Here is a 19,710-nt window from a genome sequence, read left to right on the forward strand (position 1 = left end):
ATGCTTGAGCAACTCTTCATTTCATTAGTAGCAATTTTCGCTGCGCTGGCCTACGCCCCGCCAATTGCACTCACTTATTTTCACGCATTTCGCGCATGGTTTTTCCGCACCCGATTTGGAAAATTGTTTCTGCCAAAATCAGAACGCAGCGCGATCGAACAGGTCACAATTGTCGATTTGACGGCTGCCGCGCTAAATACCGGGATGGCAATCCCAGCCGCATTGCGCGCAGTAGAGATGAGTTTAGGCGCTCCACATAATTCGCTCAGTGAGCAGCAAAATGCACAAAATAATCGTTTTCGGCAAACTCCCTCACGTCTCGGAAACAAGCGCTCACGCAGTGCTCTTCGCTTGCAAAACAAGCAGGAACGCACTTTAGATCAAGTAGCAAAAAGTCTTTTGATGGGCGCTACTTGGGCTGAAGCGTGGGAAGGAGTGAGCAAGAAATATGCGATCCTTTCTGACATACTTGCACCAGCATGGGAAGACGGTGCCGCTCCAGTACCACTTCTTGAACGCACGAGCGCGATCCTGCGTTTAACTCAGCAAAGCCGGGCAAATGAAGCAGCAGCCCGGCTTGGTGCACGCCTGGTAGCGCCACTTGCACTTTGCTTTTTGCCAGCATTCATTTTTATTGGCATCGTACCGATCGTAGTAATAGCTGCGAAGCACCTTTTTTAAGCGGGAACTTTAAGCTGGAATGCCCATTTCATTCAACTACCGAAAATGTTGCTGCCAGAAAATGATTTTCACTTTTCCACTTCGGAAAAACGTAACCTGTACTTCCACAGGCAGGCTTCAGATCTAAACGTAGATTTGCATAATGCGAGATTCTTAAAAAGTCATCGCCGATGACGCCGCAGAGTCTTTCGAAATAGCAGCGGATCACGTTTTTGGAAAACAAAATCAACTGCATTTTCGAGATTCCTGGCAAATAGACACCAACTGACCCAAAAGGGTCACAATAAAAAGGAGAACACACTATGTCTATTCGTAAGTTACGCGCATTTATTGGCAAGCACACTGGCAAAGTGAATCGACAGGATTTAACGCTTGATCGAAATTTTGAACACGGCATGGTGACGGCAGAATACGCTCTGGGAACCGTTGCCACTACTGGTATTGCCGGCATTCTGATTTGGCTCTCACAACAAGAATGGCTGCAAGACCTCATCGGTAATCTATTCAAGGAACTAATTTCCAGCTACCTCTAATCGTGGATTTTCATAATTAGCTTCTCTCGCGCCGAAAAATAGCAGTCCACAAATCCTCCCAATCGTCAGCTGATTCCATAACTATTTGACAGCTGATTCACATCAAACAGCACAATATCGGTCTTGCAGTGAGAAGTAACCACAAAATACAGCGTTCGTTTTGCTGCGGGTGAAGGGCTCCTGGTGATTCTCATTTCACGAACTCTTTGCCCGTAGTAAAACCACGCAATTACTACCCATCTTTAGCTACTTCCAATGAAAGGAAACCAAATGCTGAATCTAGATCAGCTTCGGAAAAAATCTGAATCAGGAATGGTCTCAGCAGAATTTGCGCTCACGCTCCCGGTGTTCTTAGGTATTGGCCTGCTGATGATGAGCGCTGTGATCCAATCTGTCAATATTGGCCTCGTCAGTGATGGCGCCCGTGAAGCAGCACGCGCTTATGCTCTTGGTAAACAACCACAAGAGGCGATTAAAATCGCGCAAGAAAGCGCTGGAGCTGAGGCAAAAGTGATAATTGAAAAACATGGCGATACCGCATCAATCTCCGTCACCAAACCAGGCACCGGAATCTTTGCACTCATTGATTGGGATTTCACTGCAAAACATTCGGTGGTATTAGAACCATGAACCATTACCGATCATGCAATAGTTTGGCACGCAAAAATATCGTCTGGGCAAAATTGGAAAGCGGAATGGCCACACTTACCGTCGCGGTTGCGATCTTGATCATTGCTTTCCTTGGAATCCTTACAACCGAATATCTCAGCATTCCCAGCCAACTTTCACGCACCCAAAACTACGCCGACCTGGCAGCTATTTCTGGCGCACAATTGATCCAAAACGGTGCAGAACTAACACAAATTTGCAGCCGTGTAAAAACTCTTGTAAGTGCAGATGCGGAACAGAGCGTGAAAATCAGCAGCTGTAAAATCATGGAAGAAGATGTACTGATCAAAGCCGAATATCAGCAACTATTACCTTTTCTCACACGAAGAATCACTGCAGACTCACGCGCCGGCCCTGTCGAAAAATAGTACTCACCAATACTCGCCAAGCACACATCTTCCAGCTGATATACCAAAGCTACAGCTGAGAAAATTCGGGCAGCAAAATTTCTAAAACCTGTTGTGCTCCTGATTTCGATAATGGTTCATTGTTATTTCCGCATTTTGGAGACTGGACACATCTTGGGCAGCCATATTTACATGGGCAATTCTGAAGTAACTCGATCGTTGCCGCTACCCATTCTTCGCAAATAGCAAAGCCGCGCAAGGCACACCCAGATCCACCCGCAAGCGAATCATGAATAATCACCGTCGGCGCATTCGTATCTGGATGCAAAGCCGTCGAGAGCCCGCCGAGATCCGATCGATCGCAGGCAGCGAATAAAGGCAATAAACCAATCATTGCATGCTCGGCAGCATGCAAAGCACCCGGCAGATTTGCAGCTGGCAAACCTTGTGCGAATAATGCATTTTCATTCACGGTAAACCAGGTGCCACTAGTAGTGAATTCACGAATCGGTAGATCTAAAGGCACGTATCCCAGATACATCCCATCTCGCGTGCGGCGCACGTCATAACCAATGACCTGAGTTTCCACACGTACAGAGCCAGTACAAAGCGTCCCGAGAGAAAACTCTCGCGCTATAGCCACCTGTTCAATGCGCACGCTTGTCCGCTTGCGCGCATAGGTGCGAATCTCTTCTTCGCGATGTTGATGCACCACAGCGATTTCCCCATCAAGCGCATCCACCTTAAATGGCTGCCCCTGATGCACATAGATCGCGCCGGGATAAACGGTGGTATCTGCTTGCGCCTGCGATACAGTACCAAGCAAAGCCCCTGATTCCCCGTCAATAATCGAAATGGTATGTGATTGTGAACGCAAATCTACCAAATCGTGTGCACGCACTTTCAAAGACATATTCCAATACCATCCTTGCGGACGAGATTTCAGTAATTCCTGGCTCGTCAGCTGCGTGAAAAGTTTTTGATCAGCAAGACCGAACACAACTAAATCAGTTTCCGATAGCGGCAACTCAGCTGCCGCTGCACACAGATGTGAAGGGAGGATCCATGGATTATTTGGATCAAATACATTCATCTCCGTAGGCGTTTGAGCAAGTAATTGTGAATGATCTAAAAGATATTGATCAAGTGGATCATCTCGACCGATAAACACAGCTACCCCAGCTGCACCAGCACGGCCAGTACGCCCGATCTGCTGCTGAAATGATGCCATTGTGCCGGGCCATCCCGTAACAATCACAGCATCAAGCCCAGAAATATCGATCCCCAGCTCCAGCGCGGATGTAGTTGCCAATGCCCGAATATCTCCACTGCGCAAGCCCATCTCCAAGGCACGCCGTTCCTCAGGAAGATAACCTCCCCGATATGCGCCAACACTGCCAACCAAGTGCGGAGCGTTTTCACCCAAAAAAGATTGCGCCATTTCAGCCACTCTCTCCGCAGCTGCCCGGGAGCGTACGAAGGTAAGCGTCTGCGCCCCTGCTGCCACTAAGACGGCAGTGAGCTCACCTGCCTCAACAATTGCATCACGTCGCTTTACCTGATCAGGCTTCGCATCGTGCAGGATCGGCTCAGAAAATCCTTGCTCCCACTGCGATGGCAAAACCGCTTCAGTTTCTTGAACTTGCGGAATCTGACGGCAACGTAAAGTATAAATATCTCTTTGCCCGCGCGGACTTCCGTCATCACTGACGGCAAATACCGGCCCAAATGCAGAACCGAGAAACCGCTGCGCCACAGCTTCCGGATCTGGCGAAGTAGCAGAAAGGAAGACAACTTTTGGAGATGCCCCATAGTAGTATGCAATCCGCATCAGCCGGCGCAGAATCAATGCCACATTTGCACCGAAGTTACCACGATAGTGATGAAATTCGTCGATAACTATCGTCGATAACGAACGGAAAAAACGCGCCCATTTCTCATGATTTGGAAGGATCGCAAAATGTAGAAAATCGGGATTAGAAAAAATCACATCAGCGTAGTCGCGCGCCCAGGCACGCAATTGCGAATCAGCATCCCCATCAATGGTCGCCAGTAACGGCAAATTTACTTTTCCATCATGATGCTCACGCACACTTTGCACAATATTCTGCAGCGCATTCTCCTGATCTTTCCCAAGCGCCTTTGTTGGTGCCAAATATAACGTAGTTGGTCTGCGAGCGATTTGCTGCAAGGAAGTATTTTCATGATTTTGCTGCATCATTTGTGCCAATATTGGCACCCAAACTGCCAAGGATTTACCTGAACCAGTACCAGTGGCAAGTGCCGTATGCTGCCCCATTTGCAGCAGTTCACCGAAAAGTACCTGATGCGTCCAAAGCTTTTCCACACCTTCAGCGATCAACGCTGTACGCAATTGCGTTGGCACCCATTGCGGCCAATCAGCATGGCATCCAGCACGCGGAGGAATCACGAGATGCTCGGCAATCTGTGCAGCACCGTATTGTTCGATGAGTTTTATGTAACTTACCATCAACTATCCTTCGTCGCCGATATTTATTTTCATCTTTGCGATGATGCAAACAAAGCTTTCGGAAACTGTGAAAACATCTCTGATCAAAGCAAATAGATATTGCAAAAGTAAGAAAAAATCACTTCTGTTTGCTTTTCGCTCAGCACACATATATTAATACGGTATAGGCAGATATATTTGTACGGTATTGAGATGAGCTCCCGAAAGGAGTTAAATCTCTTTTGGTGAATCATGGATTGATGCAAAAACACCGTTTATCAACGAATAAATCTACTATACAACAGCTAAAAATCTAAAGAATAAGTAAAATCAAGGAATACAACGTGAGTAAATTAGTGATAGTGGAGTCTCCTGCGAAGGCTCGCACAATCTCGAATTACCTTGGCGAAGATTACAAGGTAGAAGCCAGCATTGGGCACATCCGCGATTTGCCCAAGCCTTCAGATCTGCCTCCAGAAATGAAAAAAGGGCCCTTCGGGAAATTTGCCGTCAATATCGAAGACGGATTCACCCCATATTATGTTGTTTCCCCTGATAAAAAGAAGAAAGTCAGCGAATTAAAAAAGCTCCTGAAAGACGCCGACACACTCTATCTGGCTACTGACGAGGACCGCGAAGGAGAAGCAATTGCCTGGCATCTCCTCGCGGCTTTGAAACCAAAAGTGCCAGTGAAGCGAATGGTCTTTCATGAAATCACGCGAGAAGCAATCAACCGTGCACTGGAAAACACCCGAGAACTTGATACACAGCTTGTAGACGCCCAAGAATCTCGCAGAATTCTTGACCGGCTCGTCGGATATGAGGTTTCCCCACTTTTGTGGCGGAAGATCGCGCCATCTCTTTCAGCTGGGCGAGTGCAATCAGTAACTACACGTCTCGTAGTCGAACGCGAGCGCGAACGGATGGCTTTCACAGCAGCAAACTATTGGGACGTGACGGCTACTTTCCAGAAAGAAAATACTGATTTCACAGCCAAACTCACCGCGCTTAGCGATACATCTGGGCAGACTCAGCGCATTGCCGTCGGCAAAGATTTTGATGACGCTGGAAAGCTGAAAGAGAAGGCTGAAAAAGACGGCGTAATTATTCTTGACGCCCACCTGGCGAAAGAGATCGCGACAGCCCTGCAGGGAACGCCTGCGCACATCAACTCCCTCGAAACGAAACCCTACCGTCGCCGGCCAGCAGCCCCGTTTACTACTTCCACTTTGCAGCAGGAAGCCTCACGGAAGCTCCGACTCAGTTCGCGTGACACGATGCGCTTCGCCCAGTCGCTCTACGAAAACGGGTACATTACTTATATGCGTACTGATTCTGTGAATCTAAGTACGCAAGCTATCGCAGCAGCACGGGCACAAATTAAAGAACTTTACGGATCTGCTTCACTGCCGGAAAAGCCACGGATTTACGCGACAAAATCGAAAGGTGCGCAAGAAGCCCACGAAGCGATTCGCCCTGCTGGCGATCATTTCCGGACACCAGCAGAAGTGCAAGGAGCGCTTACCGGAAGAGAATTTGACCTCTATGAACTGATCTGGAAACGCACAATCGCATCTCAGATGGAAGATGCCACAGGCATGACGGCATCAGTAAAAATTTCTACTGAAGTGGCAAATATACAAGTTGCTCCAGATAGTTCCCGCGCATTAAGCGCAGCCGTATTCTCCGCATCAGGCACAGTAATTACTTTTCCAGGTTTCCTTGCTGCCTATGAAGAAGGCAAAGACGTAAAGCGCTATGAAGAGAAGACCGAATCGCGGCTGCCCGAATTAACGCAAGGTGAGCTGATCAACGCAGTTTCTGGCACAGCTGAAGGGCATGAGACGGCACCACCGCCAAGATACACTGAAGCTTCACTGGTAAAAACTTTGGAAGAACGTGGAATTGGGCGTCCATCCACTTATGCTGCCACAATTTCCACGATCACTGATCGTGGGTACGTGCATCGGCGCGGGCAGGCATTAGTCCCCACCTGGCTGGCTTTCTCTGTCGTGCGGTTGCTGGAAGAGAATCTGCCAGATTTGGTTGATTACGATTTTACTGCCGATATGGAACATGATCTTGACCGTGTTGCCGCCGGGCAGCTTGACCGCAAAGAATACTTGCAAGACTTCTATTTCGGGGTGAATGCTGACGGCGTAGTAACCGGCAAAGGGCTTTCCGAGCAAGTTGAGGGACTTGGCGATATTGATGCCCGCGCACTGAATACGATTGAGATTGGCAACGGGATCGCCGTCCGTAATGGCAGATATGGGCCATATCTTTCAGAAACTAACGCTGACGGCAGCGAAGGCCGGCGCGCATCAGTACCAGACGATATTGCTCCAGATGAGCTGACTGCTGCAAAAGCAGCAGAAATTTTGGCTGATTCGCTGCAAGACGATCGCGTGCTTGGGCAAGATCCTGCAACAGGATATGATCTGGTGGTGAAAGACGGACGGTTTGGCCCTTATATTTCCGAGGTTCTTCCTGCGGATGCAGTGCAGCTCACCCCCACCGGGAAAGTCTCAAAAACGAAGCCAAAGCCACGTACCGCTTCACTTTTCAACACTATGGATCCGAAAACAGTGACGCTCCAAGACGCTCTTCGACTGCTCTCATTGCCGCGCGAAGTTGGCGAATCTGAGGGAGAGATGATCACCGCGCAAAATGGTCGTTATGGCCCATATTTGAAGCGCGGATCAGACTCACGCTCATTGGAAAGCGAAGCACAAATTTTTGAAATCACGCTTGCTCAGGCAGAAGAAATTTTCCGGCAGCCAAAACAGCGTGGGCGTGCAGCTGCTAAACCGCCGCTTGCAGAATTTGGCGACGATCCAGTATCCGGCAAACCGATCTTGTTGAAAGACGGCAGGTTTGGCCCATACGTCACAGACGGGATCACGAATGCTTCTGTGCCACGTTCAGACGATATCAATCAACTGACAGCACAACGCGCGCAGGAGTTGCTTGTAGCGCGGCGAATAAAGATCGCCGAGCAAGGCGGGCCAAAGAAACGCAACGGCGCAAAACGCACTGTAAAGGCTGGCACACGAAAAAAGACTGCCACAAAAAAGACAGTCGCGAAAAAGCAGCGCACAAAGAAATCAGCAAGCACAGATTAAAGCGGAAAATCGGAAGCTGCAAGGCGGTTCCCCGCCCGTAATTCTGGACGAAAACTGCAGGTGCGAATGTGCTCATGAATGAATAACTAAATAATCAAAGTTAAAACTAGATGTGAGGCGAAATCGAAGATGGCAGGCTTGTTCATTTCCTTTGAAGGCGGAGACGGGGCTGGTAAATCAACGCAGGTGCGCGCACTTGCCGACTGGCTCAGCGCGCACGGATATAGCGTGGAAATAACCCGTGAACCAGGTGGTACTGATCTCGGCACACAGATTCGGCAAATGCTCCTCCACGGAGGAAGTGTCACTGCGCGTGCTGAGGCTTTGCTCTACGCCGCTGACCGCGCACACCATGTAGCTACGAAAATTCGTCCAGCACTCGCGCGCGGCTCGATCGTCATCTCTGATCGTTATCTTGATTCATCAGTCGCCTATCAAGGTGCAGCTCGCGCTCTCCCGAAAGAGCAAATCCGCGCACTTTCACTTTGGGCAGTAGAAGACCTCCTCCCGGATCTGACTATTTTGCTTGATTTGCCGGTAGCGCAGGGCGCTCAGCGGGTTGGAGCAGTGCAAGACCGGCTCGAAGCGGAAGGGGAAACCTTCCATCAGCGGGTACGCGCAGAATTCAAGCAACTTGCCGATGCGGATCCGCAACGTATCAAAATCCTTGATGGTCAGCAGAGTATTGCGCAAATCTCAGCGCAAATCCATGCGCTTGTTGCACCATTATTAGCAGGTTTACCGAAAGCTGGCGAAAATTCTTCCGAACTACCAGGGCAGGCAGAATGAGCGCAGAAGTATTTACTGATTTGGTTGATCAAGATGCAGCTATCGCCGAATTTCTGCGTGCTGCTCATGCCGCACGGCTCCGCTCAGCACAGCAGCACACAAATCACCTCCGAGAAAGCCGGTTACACCAAGCATCAGCTGACGCTCCCGCAAAGGCACCAGCCAATCCCCAATCTACACTCTCCGTCGATGCTGCAACTGCCGCCGGAGCAGCAGTAAACCTCGCCGCGATGAGCCACGCCTGGTTGATCACCGGCCCGCCCGGATCAGGGCGCTCGCTGGCGGCACGGGCTTTCGCTGCTGCGCTTGAATGCACTGATCCGGATACGCCTGGATGTGGAAAATGTAATAGTTGTAAGGCTGTGATGGCGGGGAACCATCCAGATGTCGAAATCAAATCCACTAATGCCGTCACGATCAGCGCGAAAGAGGTCCGCGATTTAGTAGCGCAAGCCTATCTTTCTCCCGCATCAGGAAGCTGGCGGATTTTCATTATCGAAGATGCCGATAGGATGCTCACAAACACCACGAATGTGCTCTTAAAAGCAATCGAAGAGCCAGCGAATCAGACTGTGTGGATGCTTTGCACTACTGCACCTGCTGATGTGCTTCCTACGATTCGTTCGCGTTGCCGGAATATTAATCTTGCTACCCCGAGTCCGAAAGCCGTCGCCCAGCTGCTTGCGCAGCGTGACGGGATCGATTTTGAAACTGCCCTGGTAGCCGCGCAAGCTGCGCAATCACATATTGGTGTTGCGCGCGCATTGCTCCACGATGAAAGCGCAAAAGCGCTCCGATTTCGCACACTTTCGGCACTTGCATCGATTCGTGGTATCGGAGATGCCGTGATCACTGCAAAAGCTTTCACCGATGCCAACTATATGCTTGCTCAGGCTGAGTCTGCTGCAGCTGCTGCCACAGACACAAATACGAGTACAACGGCATTGGCAAAACAGGGAAGAAAGAAATCGAGCCATGAAGCAAGCGAAGAAGCTGCAGTAGCAGCAGCCCGGATCGCAAAAATGGAAGCTCTTGGTCTTGATCCAAATGGCAAGATCCCAGCGGCGGTGCGCGCTCAAATCAGTAATGCCGCTGAGGATGAGAAACGCCGTAAAACCCGTCTCCAACATGACATGATCGATCGTGAACTCACATATTTGCTGAGTTATTTCCGCGATGTGCTGATGATCCAGCTCGGCGCTTCTGCAATGCTGATTAATCCTGATTTTCAAGATTCGATTGCGAAACGCGCGAATGCTACCAAATCTACCCAAACGCTCAAAGTATTGGATGCGATCGCTACTGCACGTGAACGTCTCACCAGCTATGTAAACCCACTGCTACTTCTCGAATCTGCGTTGATCGAAAGCTATCTTGCCACTCAGCCAGAATGATCAACCAAAATAAACAAGAACTCTCCAACACGAAAAACCACCCAAATTATCCACAACTCAGATTTCGCACTAGCCAAGAAAGCGCGAACTAGCATACGGTAGGAATATGCAAAACTCTCCCAATCAAGAAAAATATTTACACCGCACGTCAAAACGTGCACTCACTGGCGTAATCGTGAGTGCTCTTACGCTCTCACTAATGACGGCCTGCGCTACGCCAAATAAAGGTGCCGAGCAGCAAAATATGCAAAGCGAAATTTCCGTCGCGGCACCGCGGGCGATCGAAGCAAAAATGCCTGCTATCCCTGATACGTTAAGCGAATTTTATACGCAAAAAGTTGCTTGGGAGGATTGTAAAAAATTTCAGTGCAGCAAAATTAAAGTTCCGCTTGATTATGCTAATCCGCAGCAAGAATCTGTGGAAATTGCGTTAAAGAAACGGTCAGCTGATCAGGAAGCTATCGGCACGCTCCTAGTAAATCCCGGTGGTCCAGGTGCTTCTGGGTTGGAAATGATGGACGCAGCGAATTTTTATTTCCCAGCTGCGATTCGGAACCACTTTGATATTATCGGCTTTGATCCACGTGGTGTTGGCGATTCTACGCCAATCCAGTGTGTATCGGATGCCGAACTCGCCACCCTGCTCGAAGCATCTTATCCAGATACTCCGGAAGGTGAAGCAAAAAGCCATGAAGATACGATTAAACTAGCTAATGGCTGCAAGCAAGAATCAGGGAAGCTGCTCCCGTTTGTGGGCACTGCGAGCGCCGCGCGTGATATGGATATAATTCGGCATCTTTCTGGAGATCCGCGCCTCTACTATCTGGGTTATTCTTACGGCACTTCATTGGGCGGCATGTATGCTGAGCTCTTCCCGGAAAATGTGGGAAGAATGGTGCTCGATGGTGCTGTTTCTTCCGAGGCATCAAATTTTGAGCAGAGCCTGGCACAAATGAAAGGTTTTGAGAAATCACTTGACGCATATTTGAAATCATGCCTTGAAAATCATGACGGGAATTGTCCTTTTACTGGCAGCGTGGAAGATGCGCGAAAACAGATCAGCTATATTTTGAAGCAGACTCTCACCCAGCCGGTACCTGCCGCAGAATCTGAACGTGTACTTACGCAGTCCGCACTAATTTATGGGATTATTGCGGCGCTCTATGATGACGCTACCTGGCCAGCATTGTCAAAAGCGTTCCATTTCCTGATTAATGAGCAGAATCCGGAATTGTTCTTGCTGCTTTTCGATTCCTACACTGGGCGAGCAGGCGATGAATTTAAGAATAATTCGATGGAAGCAAATTGGGCGATCAACTGCGCTGACTACGGATTCTCAGGCGATCAGGCTACCTGGAAGAAAATGAGTTCGCAGATGGCGCAAGAATCGCCAATCTTTGGAGCTACAGCCCAATACGATGAGGCACTCTGCGCAGCCTGGGCGTACCAGCCAAAAGAAAAAATCAAACCTTTCACAGCGAAAGGCTCCGCACCGATCGTGGTTGTTGGCACGACGGGAGATCCAGCGACTCCTTATGCTTGGGCACAAGAATTTGCGCAAACTCTTGATAATGGGTATCTCGTCACCTGGGAAGGTGAAGGGCATACCGCGTATGGGCATTCAACGTCTTGCGTAGATGATGCAATCAACTCTTATCTGCTTACAGGCGCGGTGCCAAAAGAAAATCTCACTTGCCCGGCAAAATAAAAATCCGGTTAAGCAGCCTGCTCATCCAGCGAGCTGCTGCCGAAGCAGGGCATGGTGCCTCTAACGATTGATAGCTGTGCAGCGCGATCTGCGCTATTGAGAAAAGTAAAGACGCGGGGTGTATGAGCAACTAAACCGTAAATTCCTAGTTGCTCATGCACCCCGCAGGCTATTTTCGGTACAAATCCGATACGCGGGAAATATTGCACCGCAATACGCTCTCCAATGCCAGATCAGACCCGTTAATTAGTAGGTCAAACCGTGTCCGAGACGGTACACATTTCCGTCAGCATCGGTATATGCATAGCTCATCCCCACAGGCAGATATTGATCTTTATCGTAACCTGGCACATCATTTGGTGAGATACAGACCCCTTGCTCATCTACCGCAATTACGGCTTCCGAAGCCGGAGGCGTAATGGGGAGTTTACCTTGCGGTTTGAACTTACCTGCAATCACTTCACCTTGTGCGTCAAAGAAACTATGGAACGAGCCAATCAGGGCATCAGCCAACGGCTCGATATCATCAATGATCCACGCCAGAGAGTAATTTATCGAAATGATCACTTTCTGCCCACGCGCGCGCCCGTCGCGTGCCATTTGCCGGAATTCTTCCGCCCCAGAAACAGTGGTTTCAGTATATTCGGTGCCATCGACTGCCTTCAATGGCTTATTTTCACAAATCGTAAGTTCCAACAAGCCCGGCGTAGCGTTAAAGTAATCGCCCGATTGCGGATCGACCATTAAGAACAAAGCGTCTGCATCCTCAGGCTGATCAACAATTACTAATCCTGGCACTGCTCCAATTTGCTCGCGTGCTTCAGCCGTCTTTGCCGCGGATGTTTCTGGCTTCTTATGCCACATTTGCACATAAACTTTCGTGCCTTCAGCAAGTGGCAATGTTTGATTTGAATTTTTCATCAACACGACGGACTTGCGATGTACTTCCTTCGCCTTTTCCCAGCCCGGCGAATTTGCCACAATTTCATCTGCTGCTTCGGCATCTACATAGGTGCGCTCATCAAATAGCCCAAGCTGGAACATTTCAAGCAGTAGCCGCGAATTAGCTTCGTCCACGCGTTCCATTGAAATCCAGCCTTTTTCGATTGCCGTCTTCAAATCTGGAGCATTATTCGTATCCGCCACAATATCAGTGCCAGCATTGATTGCTTTCGCAAAACGCTCAGGGATACTCAGCTCTTCCACACCCCAGCACATATTATCGGTAATCCCCGAATCGGAATTAACGTATCCCTTGAAACCGAAACGGCGCCGGAGAACTTCTTCAAGCAAATACCAGTTAAATGCGAAACCGACTTCCTCAAATGGCACATCCTGCCCGGCAATCTTTTGCACTACTGATTTCGAGATTGACGGCGCCGAGTAATACGGCATAAACGATCCAGATTTCAATGCCGCAAGAAAACCTGGCAAATGGTACTTTTCAAGACTGCCAGGGGTAAGGTAGCAGTTCCATTTGCCTTCCTTATAGTGTGGATCGAAACCATTTTCGCGCGGCCCGCCACCTGGGAAATGCTTCGTAGTTAAAGAAATTGATTCTGCGCTAAGTTCGTCACCTTGGAAGCCGTCAACAAAACGTTCCATTGCATCAGCGATCAATTCTGGGTCTTCACCAAAAGTACCGTAGGTCCGCTGCCATCGCGGATCAGTAACTACGTCAGCCATATACATATAGCCTTTGCGAATACCTGCAGCATTCCATTCGATCCGTGCAGCCTGCGCAAAATCTGAGAAAATCTGCCCATCTTTGCCCAGCGCTTTTTCACCGAGCACTGCTGCAGCAATCCCCATTGTGGCTGGGAATGTGGAAAATACGCCCATCGCATCGTTCATTCCGAATACGAATTCCGCATTTTCATTGCGCGGATTGGAAGTAGAAATACAAGGGATCCCGAGGCGTGAGGCTTCGCAAATTTCATTCATTGCATTGTTCCAACGGGCAAGTTTAGTTGGTGAATAGTTATCACGAAGAATAAAATGCCGCAGGTGCAGCTCATTGATGGTATGGGTAGTTGGCCAAATCTTGCGTTTCGCAAAAATATTCGTGCCTTCTTCGATCACCCGTTCATCAATAATGCCATCGTGTGAAGTAGGCTCCCCTGCAGGCACCTGATATCCGGTGAAGCGCGTATTGATCAGCATCATCCCAACTTTTTCGTCGAGATTCATCTGTGACACAAGATCTTTTACCCGCTCCGCATATGGAAGCCGCCAATCCTCATACGGATCAAGTTTTCCATTGCCATTGAGATCTTTGAATTTCAGCCCGTCAACTTCAATCAACTGTTTTGCACGAACTTCCAATTTTGGTTGCTTCATCGCATTCTCCAATCAAGATACATACGTTTCTATTCTCTCAGTTTTGACGGCCATATCGCTATATCTCACAGATGTTTGCAACAAAATGCAATTTCGGCTTCATCCATATCTACATACGTAAATTTGCCAGGCTTACATCGAGTTGCGCCGAGTGTAAGCGCAGGATTCAAATGAACGCCACGCAGAGCCGAGTGAAGCCGACGTTTTTTGGGAGGGGCAAGAATGGATCTGGCACCTTGCGGACTGGAGGGATTCTATCCTTCGAAAGATAGTTCCTGCATTTTCCGAGCGGCAAATAATGCCATTACTGCAGCCATAACAAGAGTGCCAAGGCAGACGAACGCTGGGAGCATTTCGATCTGCCCGTAGGTGGCACCGCGTACCAAGTGAACCTGATATGTGAGCGGATTGATGAGCGCCAACATCTTGAGTGCAAGCGGCGCACTATCAAGGGGATAGAATACGGGAGCCGCAAAAGTGAGCGGCATGATCGTGATGGTCAGAATGAAATCGCGAGTCTGATAATTACGCACTGCAGACGCCACTACGAAACTCAACAGACTCCACGTGAGCGCGCCCAGCACGGCAGCGAACATCATCACCGCAATCGTCAGCAGACTGTAACGCACCCCGAGAATCGCCGCAAAGACCAATAAGATGAGAGCTTGCACCGCAAATATCGCGATTCCAGGAAAAATCAGACCAAACAGATAAGCCGATTTAGGAACGCCTGATTGCAGTTTGAATGCGGCAAGACCCCAGCGCCGTTCAGTGACCGTCCGCGCCACAACTCTATTCAGACCGCTGAGAGCTTGCATGACGATTGCGCCAGGAACAACGAAATTGAGGTAGGTGCCGTCCCCAAAGGCGGAGGCAAGCCCAACACCGAGCAGTCCAAGATATGTCATCGGCAATACCGCCAGGGACACCCAACGCTGCCAGGTGTGCAGTTCGGCTCCGAGCCATTCCAGCCGCATCATAATCGCGAGCGAGTGGAACCAAGATGCCACGGATCGCGAATCAGCATTGGTTTCAGATTTATATGCGCGCTGGCTCATCGGCTCTGCTCCTTCTGCTCGCCTGCGGTCGCTGCTAAAAATGCTTCGCCCAAGGTCACTCCGCGGCGTACCACATCTTTCACAATGCCTCCTTCGGCTTCGATACTGCGCAACAAACCGCCGAAAGGAGTCCCAGTCGGAACTGTGAGTGTGAGATGCCGCCCGTCATCATCAATAGTGATGTTGTAATCATGAGGAAGAGCGAGGTGGCGAAGATCTGCTACCGGATCTGCCAGCTCGATCGCGATGTTTTCATGCTGCGCAAACCGTGTCACGAATTCTTGTTTAGTCCCCATAAAGCGTAAGATGCCGCCATCCAATAGCAATACGTCATCGATCAGAGACTCAATCGCAGTAAAATCATGCGAAGAAATCACGACCAGGTTCCCTTGGTCACGGCTGGCATGTATCGCTTGCGACAAACGTGCGATGTGCCCCAAGTCCAAACCAACTGTTGGTTCATCAAGCAGCATAATCTGCGGGCGCATTGCGAGCACTCGCGCGATCATGAGGCGCTGCTGCTGACCGCCAGACAAAATCTCGGGAGTTTCATGGATCGGTTCATTTTCGAGCCCGACACTTGCCAACGCCTCATCAGCTCGTTTCCAGGCTTCAGCTCCGCGTAAACCGGCGAGGGAGGCTCCCATCCATACATTGGTGCGAATGCTCACGAACCAATCGATCATCAGTTGTTGGGCACACCAACCTAGCGGCCCTCCCTTTACTGTGACACTCCCAGAGGTTGGCGTGCGCACACCTGCACTCACGTTAATCAGCGTGGTTTTACCTGCGCCATTCGCCCCGAGCAAACCAATAACACGGCCGCCGTGCAAGTTTACCGTGATCTCCGACAAGGCCGGGCGTGTGCCGCCATAATCAACAGAAACATGCTCAAGTTTAAGAAAAATGCCAGCATTATTCACAACTATTCACCCCGCCCAGCTCCGCAACATTCAGAAAATCAATTTTGAATTCGTCCAAAATTGGTTCTCGCAAGAAGTTTAAGTCCGTCTGGAAAATAATACCCCTGGCACTGCCCTCCCCCGGGAAGACAGTCTCAACATCCGAAAAGGACGGATCAAAAACTAACGAAACACCGCCATCAGACCCAATTTCTGGGCATTAACCCGGTATTAGCCCCGTTTGGCGCTTAGCCCGCCCGGACATCCCAGCGCAAAAACAAAGAAAATCCCGCGACACAGGCGAACCTATCTCGCGGGACATCACATTTGAGCCGCCTGTGGGAATCGAACCCACGACCTTCTCATTACGAGTGAGACGCTCTGCCGACTGAGCTAAGGCGGCATGCCTTGCACTACCAAAATTTGGTTAGTACCAGATTCCAATCAACCAGCAGATGCTGCGGGCGAGGAAACTAATCAGCTTGATAAATGTACCGAATTTTGCACACTAATTTCAAATAATCAGAGCGCGAAAGCCGTCACAAATCAAAACCTTCACTTCCTCACCCGCCCACATCTTCTCACTCACTCAATTCCGAGATCGCACAGATTAACAGGTTAAATGGAAATCTTGATGGATCAACTCTGCTTCCGTTTTTGCATCAAACGCACTCCAGAGAGAGCAGCATTCACAAGCAGCAGTGCAATAATCACACCAAGAAGAGTATTTGTATTCCACCACGACCCGCTTGCACTTACATCAAACGAATCTTTGAAATTGCCTTTCTGCGAACCACGCAATGCCTTCGCACCAACGCCAGACTGCCCATTCAACGGATCACTACTTGCACTCAATCCACTTCCGTTACTGAGGGAAGGTACATTTGCCTTTGCAGCCAACACACCGCCTTTAGCACCACCCAAGTTGGTAGTACCCGAAGCCCCCACAAGTGCCTGCCCGATTTCAGCTCCAAGATCAAAGTGCCCATTCGTCACCCCGTTCGCACTGCCCACATTGAAAGTAAGCACGGTACGATTCGAGATATTTTGCCCATTCTTTAAGGTTGCAGAGACGGTGACGCCCACACGATACGTACCTGCCTTCGAGAAGACCCAGTTTGGATGCGCATGCACATTCGGATTCAATACGATCGCACCTCCAGCAGTACCGTTTCCACCAGAGAAAATCCGCTGCCCTGCACCGCCGAAATTACTGGAGTAGAACACTTCCATTGCGCCAGGCCCGGAGAACGATGTAAGCGCAAGGCGCAAGTGCCCTGTAGTCTTTGCCAGCAGAGTTGGATGCTGCGAATTTACACCAAGCCACGGCACACCCTGCACCTGACTGCTTGAAATCATCCACACATCACTACCTGCCGGGATTCGCCCAACGGTTTCCACCATTTTTGCTCTCCCTGCATTCCCGATTGCAAATGGCAACGAAGTTGGATCAACCCACTTTGCTGGCTGCGTACGATCATCCTTTATCCTTGCATAAATTGCATCCACATAACGCTGCTGCGCGGCTTGCTTTGGCGCGCTGCCATTGCCTCCCGCGTTCACACCATTTTGCGGAAGCGCACTTCCAGCGCCGCCATTTTGCCCGCTCGGCAACCCTTCGTTTGAAAGTTCAGCTGGATCTTTCTTGCCTGAATCTTCACTTGCAGGATTCTCCACAACATTGTCGTTATTATCTACTGGGTGATCCACCACTGGGCACCCATCAATCAATTCCTGCGGAACATTACTTCCCACATACCAAGTGTAAGTAGCAATATTTGACGCACCGGCACCCGGAGTATACAGCGCCCCTGCAGCTACTGGGAGATCTGTAAGTGCACTATTACTTGCATCAGCTGCCCGCATTTGCATGGTATAAACACCTGGCTTGGTAAAAATCCAGTTTGTATGCACGTGAGCTGGAAATGCCTGATGGATTTTTTCTCCTGAGCGCACTGCAAAACTTTGCGAAGCAAGTTGCGCACTTGGCGCGCCCAAGCCCGCAGTGTACATATACACTTCTCCAGGCCCTTGTACTTTCATAAATTCAATATCGATCGCGCCAAAGTCTGGACGCACCCCGCTCGTATCCCAGCCTGGGAATGGAACTTTACCTTGATCGTCACCGTTTTCACCAAGGAAGTAGATCGGAGCAGTGAAATCTGCATTAGCTTTCCGTCCAAGCAGATTCGCAAAACCAGTCGGAAGAGTTAGCTTCGCATGTGAATTTACATGCACAATCACCTCTTCTGGCTGACGCTCAATTGGACCACGTCCGCTAGTGTCATCTTTCGCATTCAAAACCAATTTTCCGTTTTGCGAAACCACATTAAACAGATCAATATGCCCCCGACTGAGCACAATGCGCTTATTTCCCGACGGCACACACTTCTGGAGCTGATCGTCGCGTGGATCAGGCTGATCTGCGTCTAATATGCTTGAACCATCTTCGCCCATCGTGTTTTCGTCAGCAGTTTCGCCAGGGGCAGGATCTACCGGATCTAACTGCGCACCTGGAGACACATCGCCACTTTCGGGTTTCTCCGGACTATCTGCAGCGCTTCCATTTCCCGAATTTACACCATCATCCTCGGCGTCACCTGGAGTGCTACCTGGAACCTCAGCCCCCGGCTGCGCATCTGGCTCAGTTGGCGCATCTGAATGCGGATTTTCCGGTTCGCTACCCGAGTTTCCCGCAGCAATCGTGTCTGGAATTTCAGAAAGCACTCGTGTCTGCGGCGTTTCACGCTGATCAAGCTTATTTTTCCGAACCAGGTATGTGAGCGTGAATGGGTCGGATACTGAACGGGAGCCGTCTTTCTTCGTCACAATCGCACGGCCAGTAAGGTGATAGTACCCAGCATATTCAAAATACCAGTGCCCATGCTGATGCCCTGGGATTTTTAATACGTCACCGGCTTCAATATAGAAATTCCCATTCTCCATGAATGGCAAAATCGCATCTGAACCATCTTCAGCTTCCGCCATCTGATTATTATTATAGAAACTGATCTTGCCTGGGCCTTCCACTTTCGTGAATTGTATCTGCACCGTCGCCCCAAGCTCTTCTTGCCCAGGAGCGCTCATGCCTGGCGCTGCACTAGCATCACCACACGCACCGTAATAACCGTTTTTCCCTGCTTCACCCAGTTGCGGAAGGTAACTATTATCAAAATATGCGAAGTAATCCTCTTGACAATGTTCACTTAGCACATACGAGTAATCTGCAATATGAATTTCAGTTGAATCCATATTGTAAAGATCGTTCCTAATCCCATTGCGAATCATTACACGAGGTTTAGCGCCAGTAATATCGACGTAAAAACCATCTGTATGACCACTATCGATAACGCGCTTTTCCGCAGCTTGCGCGGTAAGCGGCGCAAAAGCGAGGACGAGCGCAGCAAATAAGGAGAGGAAGATTTTGCCAGCGGCGCGCTTTTGCTCGCTGCCATGCGTTTTTACTAGTGCGGTTGCAAAGCTCATGTGAATCTTTCCAGTGTTCCAAAGTATCCAAAGCGGATAGTTTTCCATTTCAATAATCAATACTATCTTATTGGGACTCTTTCTCAACAAGAAGCTTTGTGGGATTCGTTTCTTTTTTAAGAACAGATCTCATTAAAACTGTATTGCGCCAGTTTTCCTCCCAACTCAAACCTGATAATAAGAAAATGATTCCCCTTCGTCCTTTAGC

The 19,710-nt window shown here is 49.5% G+C and carries 13 protein-coding genes and 1 tRNA gene; 8 read left to right on the forward strand and 6 right to left on the reverse strand.

All coding sequences use genetic code 11. The features are described from left to right. From J2S36_RS05070 to J2S36_RS05085, 4 genes are all read left to right on the forward strand, one after another. A complete protein-coding gene (locus J2S36_RS05070) occupies window positions 1-681 on the forward strand; it encodes a type II secretion system F family protein (protein WP_309956176.1) in 681 nt (226 codons plus the stop codon). A gap of 302 nt (window positions 682-983) precedes the next feature. Beyond that, entirely contained in the window at window positions 984-1,214 is a 231-nt protein-coding gene (locus tag J2S36_RS05075; RefSeq protein WP_309956178.1) for a DUF4244 domain-containing protein, read from the forward strand. 270 nt (window positions 1,215-1,484) lie between these two features. Next, complete coding sequence (locus J2S36_RS05080) at window positions 1,485-1,844, forward strand: TadE/TadG family type IV pilus assembly protein (protein WP_309956180.1); 360 nt, start codon at window positions 1,485-1,487, stop codon at window positions 1,842-1,844. Next, the gene (locus J2S36_RS05085; protein ID WP_309956182.1) at window positions 1,841-2,251 is read left to right on the forward strand and encodes an Rv3654c family TadE-like protein; all 411 of its coding nucleotides are present in this window, start codon (window positions 1,841-1,843) and stop codon (window positions 2,249-2,251) included. The genes J2S36_RS05080 and J2S36_RS05085 overlap by 4 nt, the downstream gene beginning before the upstream one ends. Window positions 2,252-2,300: 49 nt before the next feature. Here J2S36_RS05085 and sftH read toward each other — a convergent pair whose 3' ends face one another. Then, the gene (gene sftH, locus J2S36_RS05090; protein WP_309956184.1) at window positions 2,301-4,721 is read right to left on the reverse strand and encodes a DNA 3'-5' helicase SftH; all 2,421 of its coding nucleotides are present in this window, start codon (window positions 4,719-4,721) and stop codon (window positions 2,301-2,303) included. Window positions 4,722-5,044: 323 nt separating this feature from the next. On the opposite strand from sftH, the gene topA reads away from it, so the two are divergent. From topA to J2S36_RS05110, 4 genes are all read left to right on the forward strand, one after another. After that, the gene (gene topA / locus J2S36_RS05095) at window positions 5,045-7,825 is read left to right on the forward strand and encodes a type I DNA topoisomerase (protein ID WP_309956186.1); all 2,781 of its coding nucleotides are present in this window, start codon (window positions 5,045-5,047) and stop codon (window positions 7,823-7,825) included. Window positions 7,826-7,954: 129 nt separating this feature from the next. Then, entirely contained in the window at window positions 7,955-8,614 is a 660-nt protein-coding gene (gene tmk / locus J2S36_RS05100; protein ID WP_309956189.1) for a dTMP kinase, read from the forward strand. Continuing rightward, window positions 8,611-10,008: a DNA polymerase III subunit delta' gene (locus J2S36_RS05105; RefSeq protein WP_309956191.1), complete on the forward strand. Its 1,398-nt coding sequence runs from the start codon at window positions 8,611-8,613 to the stop codon at window positions 10,006-10,008. Before tmk ends, J2S36_RS05105 begins: the two co-directional genes overlap by 4 nt. A 106-nt stretch (window positions 10,009-10,114) precedes the next feature. Beyond that, the gene (locus J2S36_RS05110) at window positions 10,115-11,716 is read left to right on the forward strand and encodes an alpha/beta hydrolase (RefSeq protein WP_309956193.1); all 1,602 of its coding nucleotides are present in this window, start codon (window positions 10,115-10,117) and stop codon (window positions 11,714-11,716) included. A 246-nt stretch (window positions 11,717-11,962) separates the two neighbouring features. Here J2S36_RS05110 and J2S36_RS05115 read toward each other — a convergent pair whose 3' ends face one another. From J2S36_RS05115 to J2S36_RS05135, 5 genes are all read right to left on the reverse strand, one after another. Beyond that, window positions 11,963-14,056 (reverse strand): glycoside hydrolase family 3 protein, encoded by a 2,094-nt coding sequence (locus J2S36_RS05115; protein ID WP_309956195.1) that lies wholly within the window; start codon window positions 14,054-14,056, stop codon window positions 11,963-11,965. Between the two features lie 254 nt (window positions 14,057-14,310). Next, entirely contained in the window at window positions 14,311-15,114 is an 804-nt protein-coding gene (locus J2S36_RS05120; protein ID WP_309956197.1) for an ABC transporter permease, read from the reverse strand. Beyond that, the gene (locus J2S36_RS05125; RefSeq protein ID WP_309956199.1) at window positions 15,111-16,037 is read right to left on the reverse strand and encodes a metal ABC transporter ATP-binding protein; all 927 of its coding nucleotides are present in this window, start codon (window positions 16,035-16,037) and stop codon (window positions 15,111-15,113) included. The genes J2S36_RS05120 and J2S36_RS05125 overlap by 4 nt, the downstream gene beginning before the upstream one ends. A 309-nt stretch (window positions 16,038-16,346) precedes the next feature. Further along, window positions 16,347-16,419: transfer RNA gene (locus J2S36_RS05130), tRNA-Thr, on the reverse strand. 236 nt (window positions 16,420-16,655) lie between these two features. Continuing rightward, on the reverse strand, window positions 16,656-19,502 hold the full coding sequence (locus tag J2S36_RS05135; protein WP_309956201.1) for a TIGR03773 family transporter-associated surface protein: 2,847 nt from the start codon (window positions 19,500-19,502) through the stop codon (window positions 16,656-16,658). Window positions 19,503-19,710: the final 208 nt, after the last annotated feature.

The sequence above is a fragment of the Arcanobacterium hippocoleae genome, from assembly GCF_031456295.1.
In the GTDB taxonomy this organism is placed as follows: Bacteria; Actinomycetota; Actinomycetes; order Actinomycetales; family Actinomycetaceae; genus Arcanobacterium_A; species Arcanobacterium_A hippocoleae.

Excerpts from the sequence above, each read along its gene's own strand:
- J2S36_RS05120 (WP_309956197.1), bottom strand. The coding sequence starts at position 15,114 with ATGAGCCAGCGCGCATATAAATCTGAAACCAATGCTGATTCGCGATCC.
- J2S36_RS05075 (WP_309956178.1), top strand. The coding sequence starts at position 984 with ATGTCTATTCGTAAGTTACGCGCATTTATTGGCAAGCACACTGGCAAA.
- tmk (WP_309956189.1), top strand. The coding sequence starts at position 7,955 with ATGGCAGGCTTGTTCATTTCCTTTGAAGGCGGAGACGGGGCTGGTAAA.
- J2S36_RS05080 (WP_309956180.1), top strand. The coding sequence starts at position 1,485 with ATGCTGAATCTAGATCAGCTTCGGAAAAAATCTGAATCAGGAATGGTC.
- J2S36_RS05110 (WP_309956193.1), top strand. The coding sequence starts at position 10,115 with ATGCAAAACTCTCCCAATCAAGAAAAATATTTACACCGCACGTCAAAA.
- J2S36_RS05115 (WP_309956195.1), bottom strand. The coding sequence starts at position 14,056 with ATGAAGCAACCAAAATTGGAAGTTCGTGCAAAACAGTTGATTGAAGTT.
- J2S36_RS05135 (WP_309956201.1), bottom strand. The coding sequence starts at position 19,502 with ATGAGCTTTGCAACCGCACTAGTAAAAACGCATGGCAGCGAGCAAAAG.
- J2S36_RS05070 (WP_309956176.1), top strand. The coding sequence starts at position 1 with ATGCTTGAGCAACTCTTCATTTCATTAGTAGCAATTTTCGCTGCGCTG.
- J2S36_RS05085 (WP_309956182.1), top strand. The coding sequence starts at position 1,841 with ATGAACCATTACCGATCATGCAATAGTTTGGCACGCAAAAATATCGTC.
- J2S36_RS05105 (WP_309956191.1), top strand. The coding sequence starts at position 8,611 with ATGAGCGCAGAAGTATTTACTGATTTGGTTGATCAAGATGCAGCTATC.
- sftH (WP_309956184.1), bottom strand. The coding sequence starts at position 4,721 with ATGGTAAGTTACATAAAACTCATCGAACAATACGGTGCTGCACAGATT.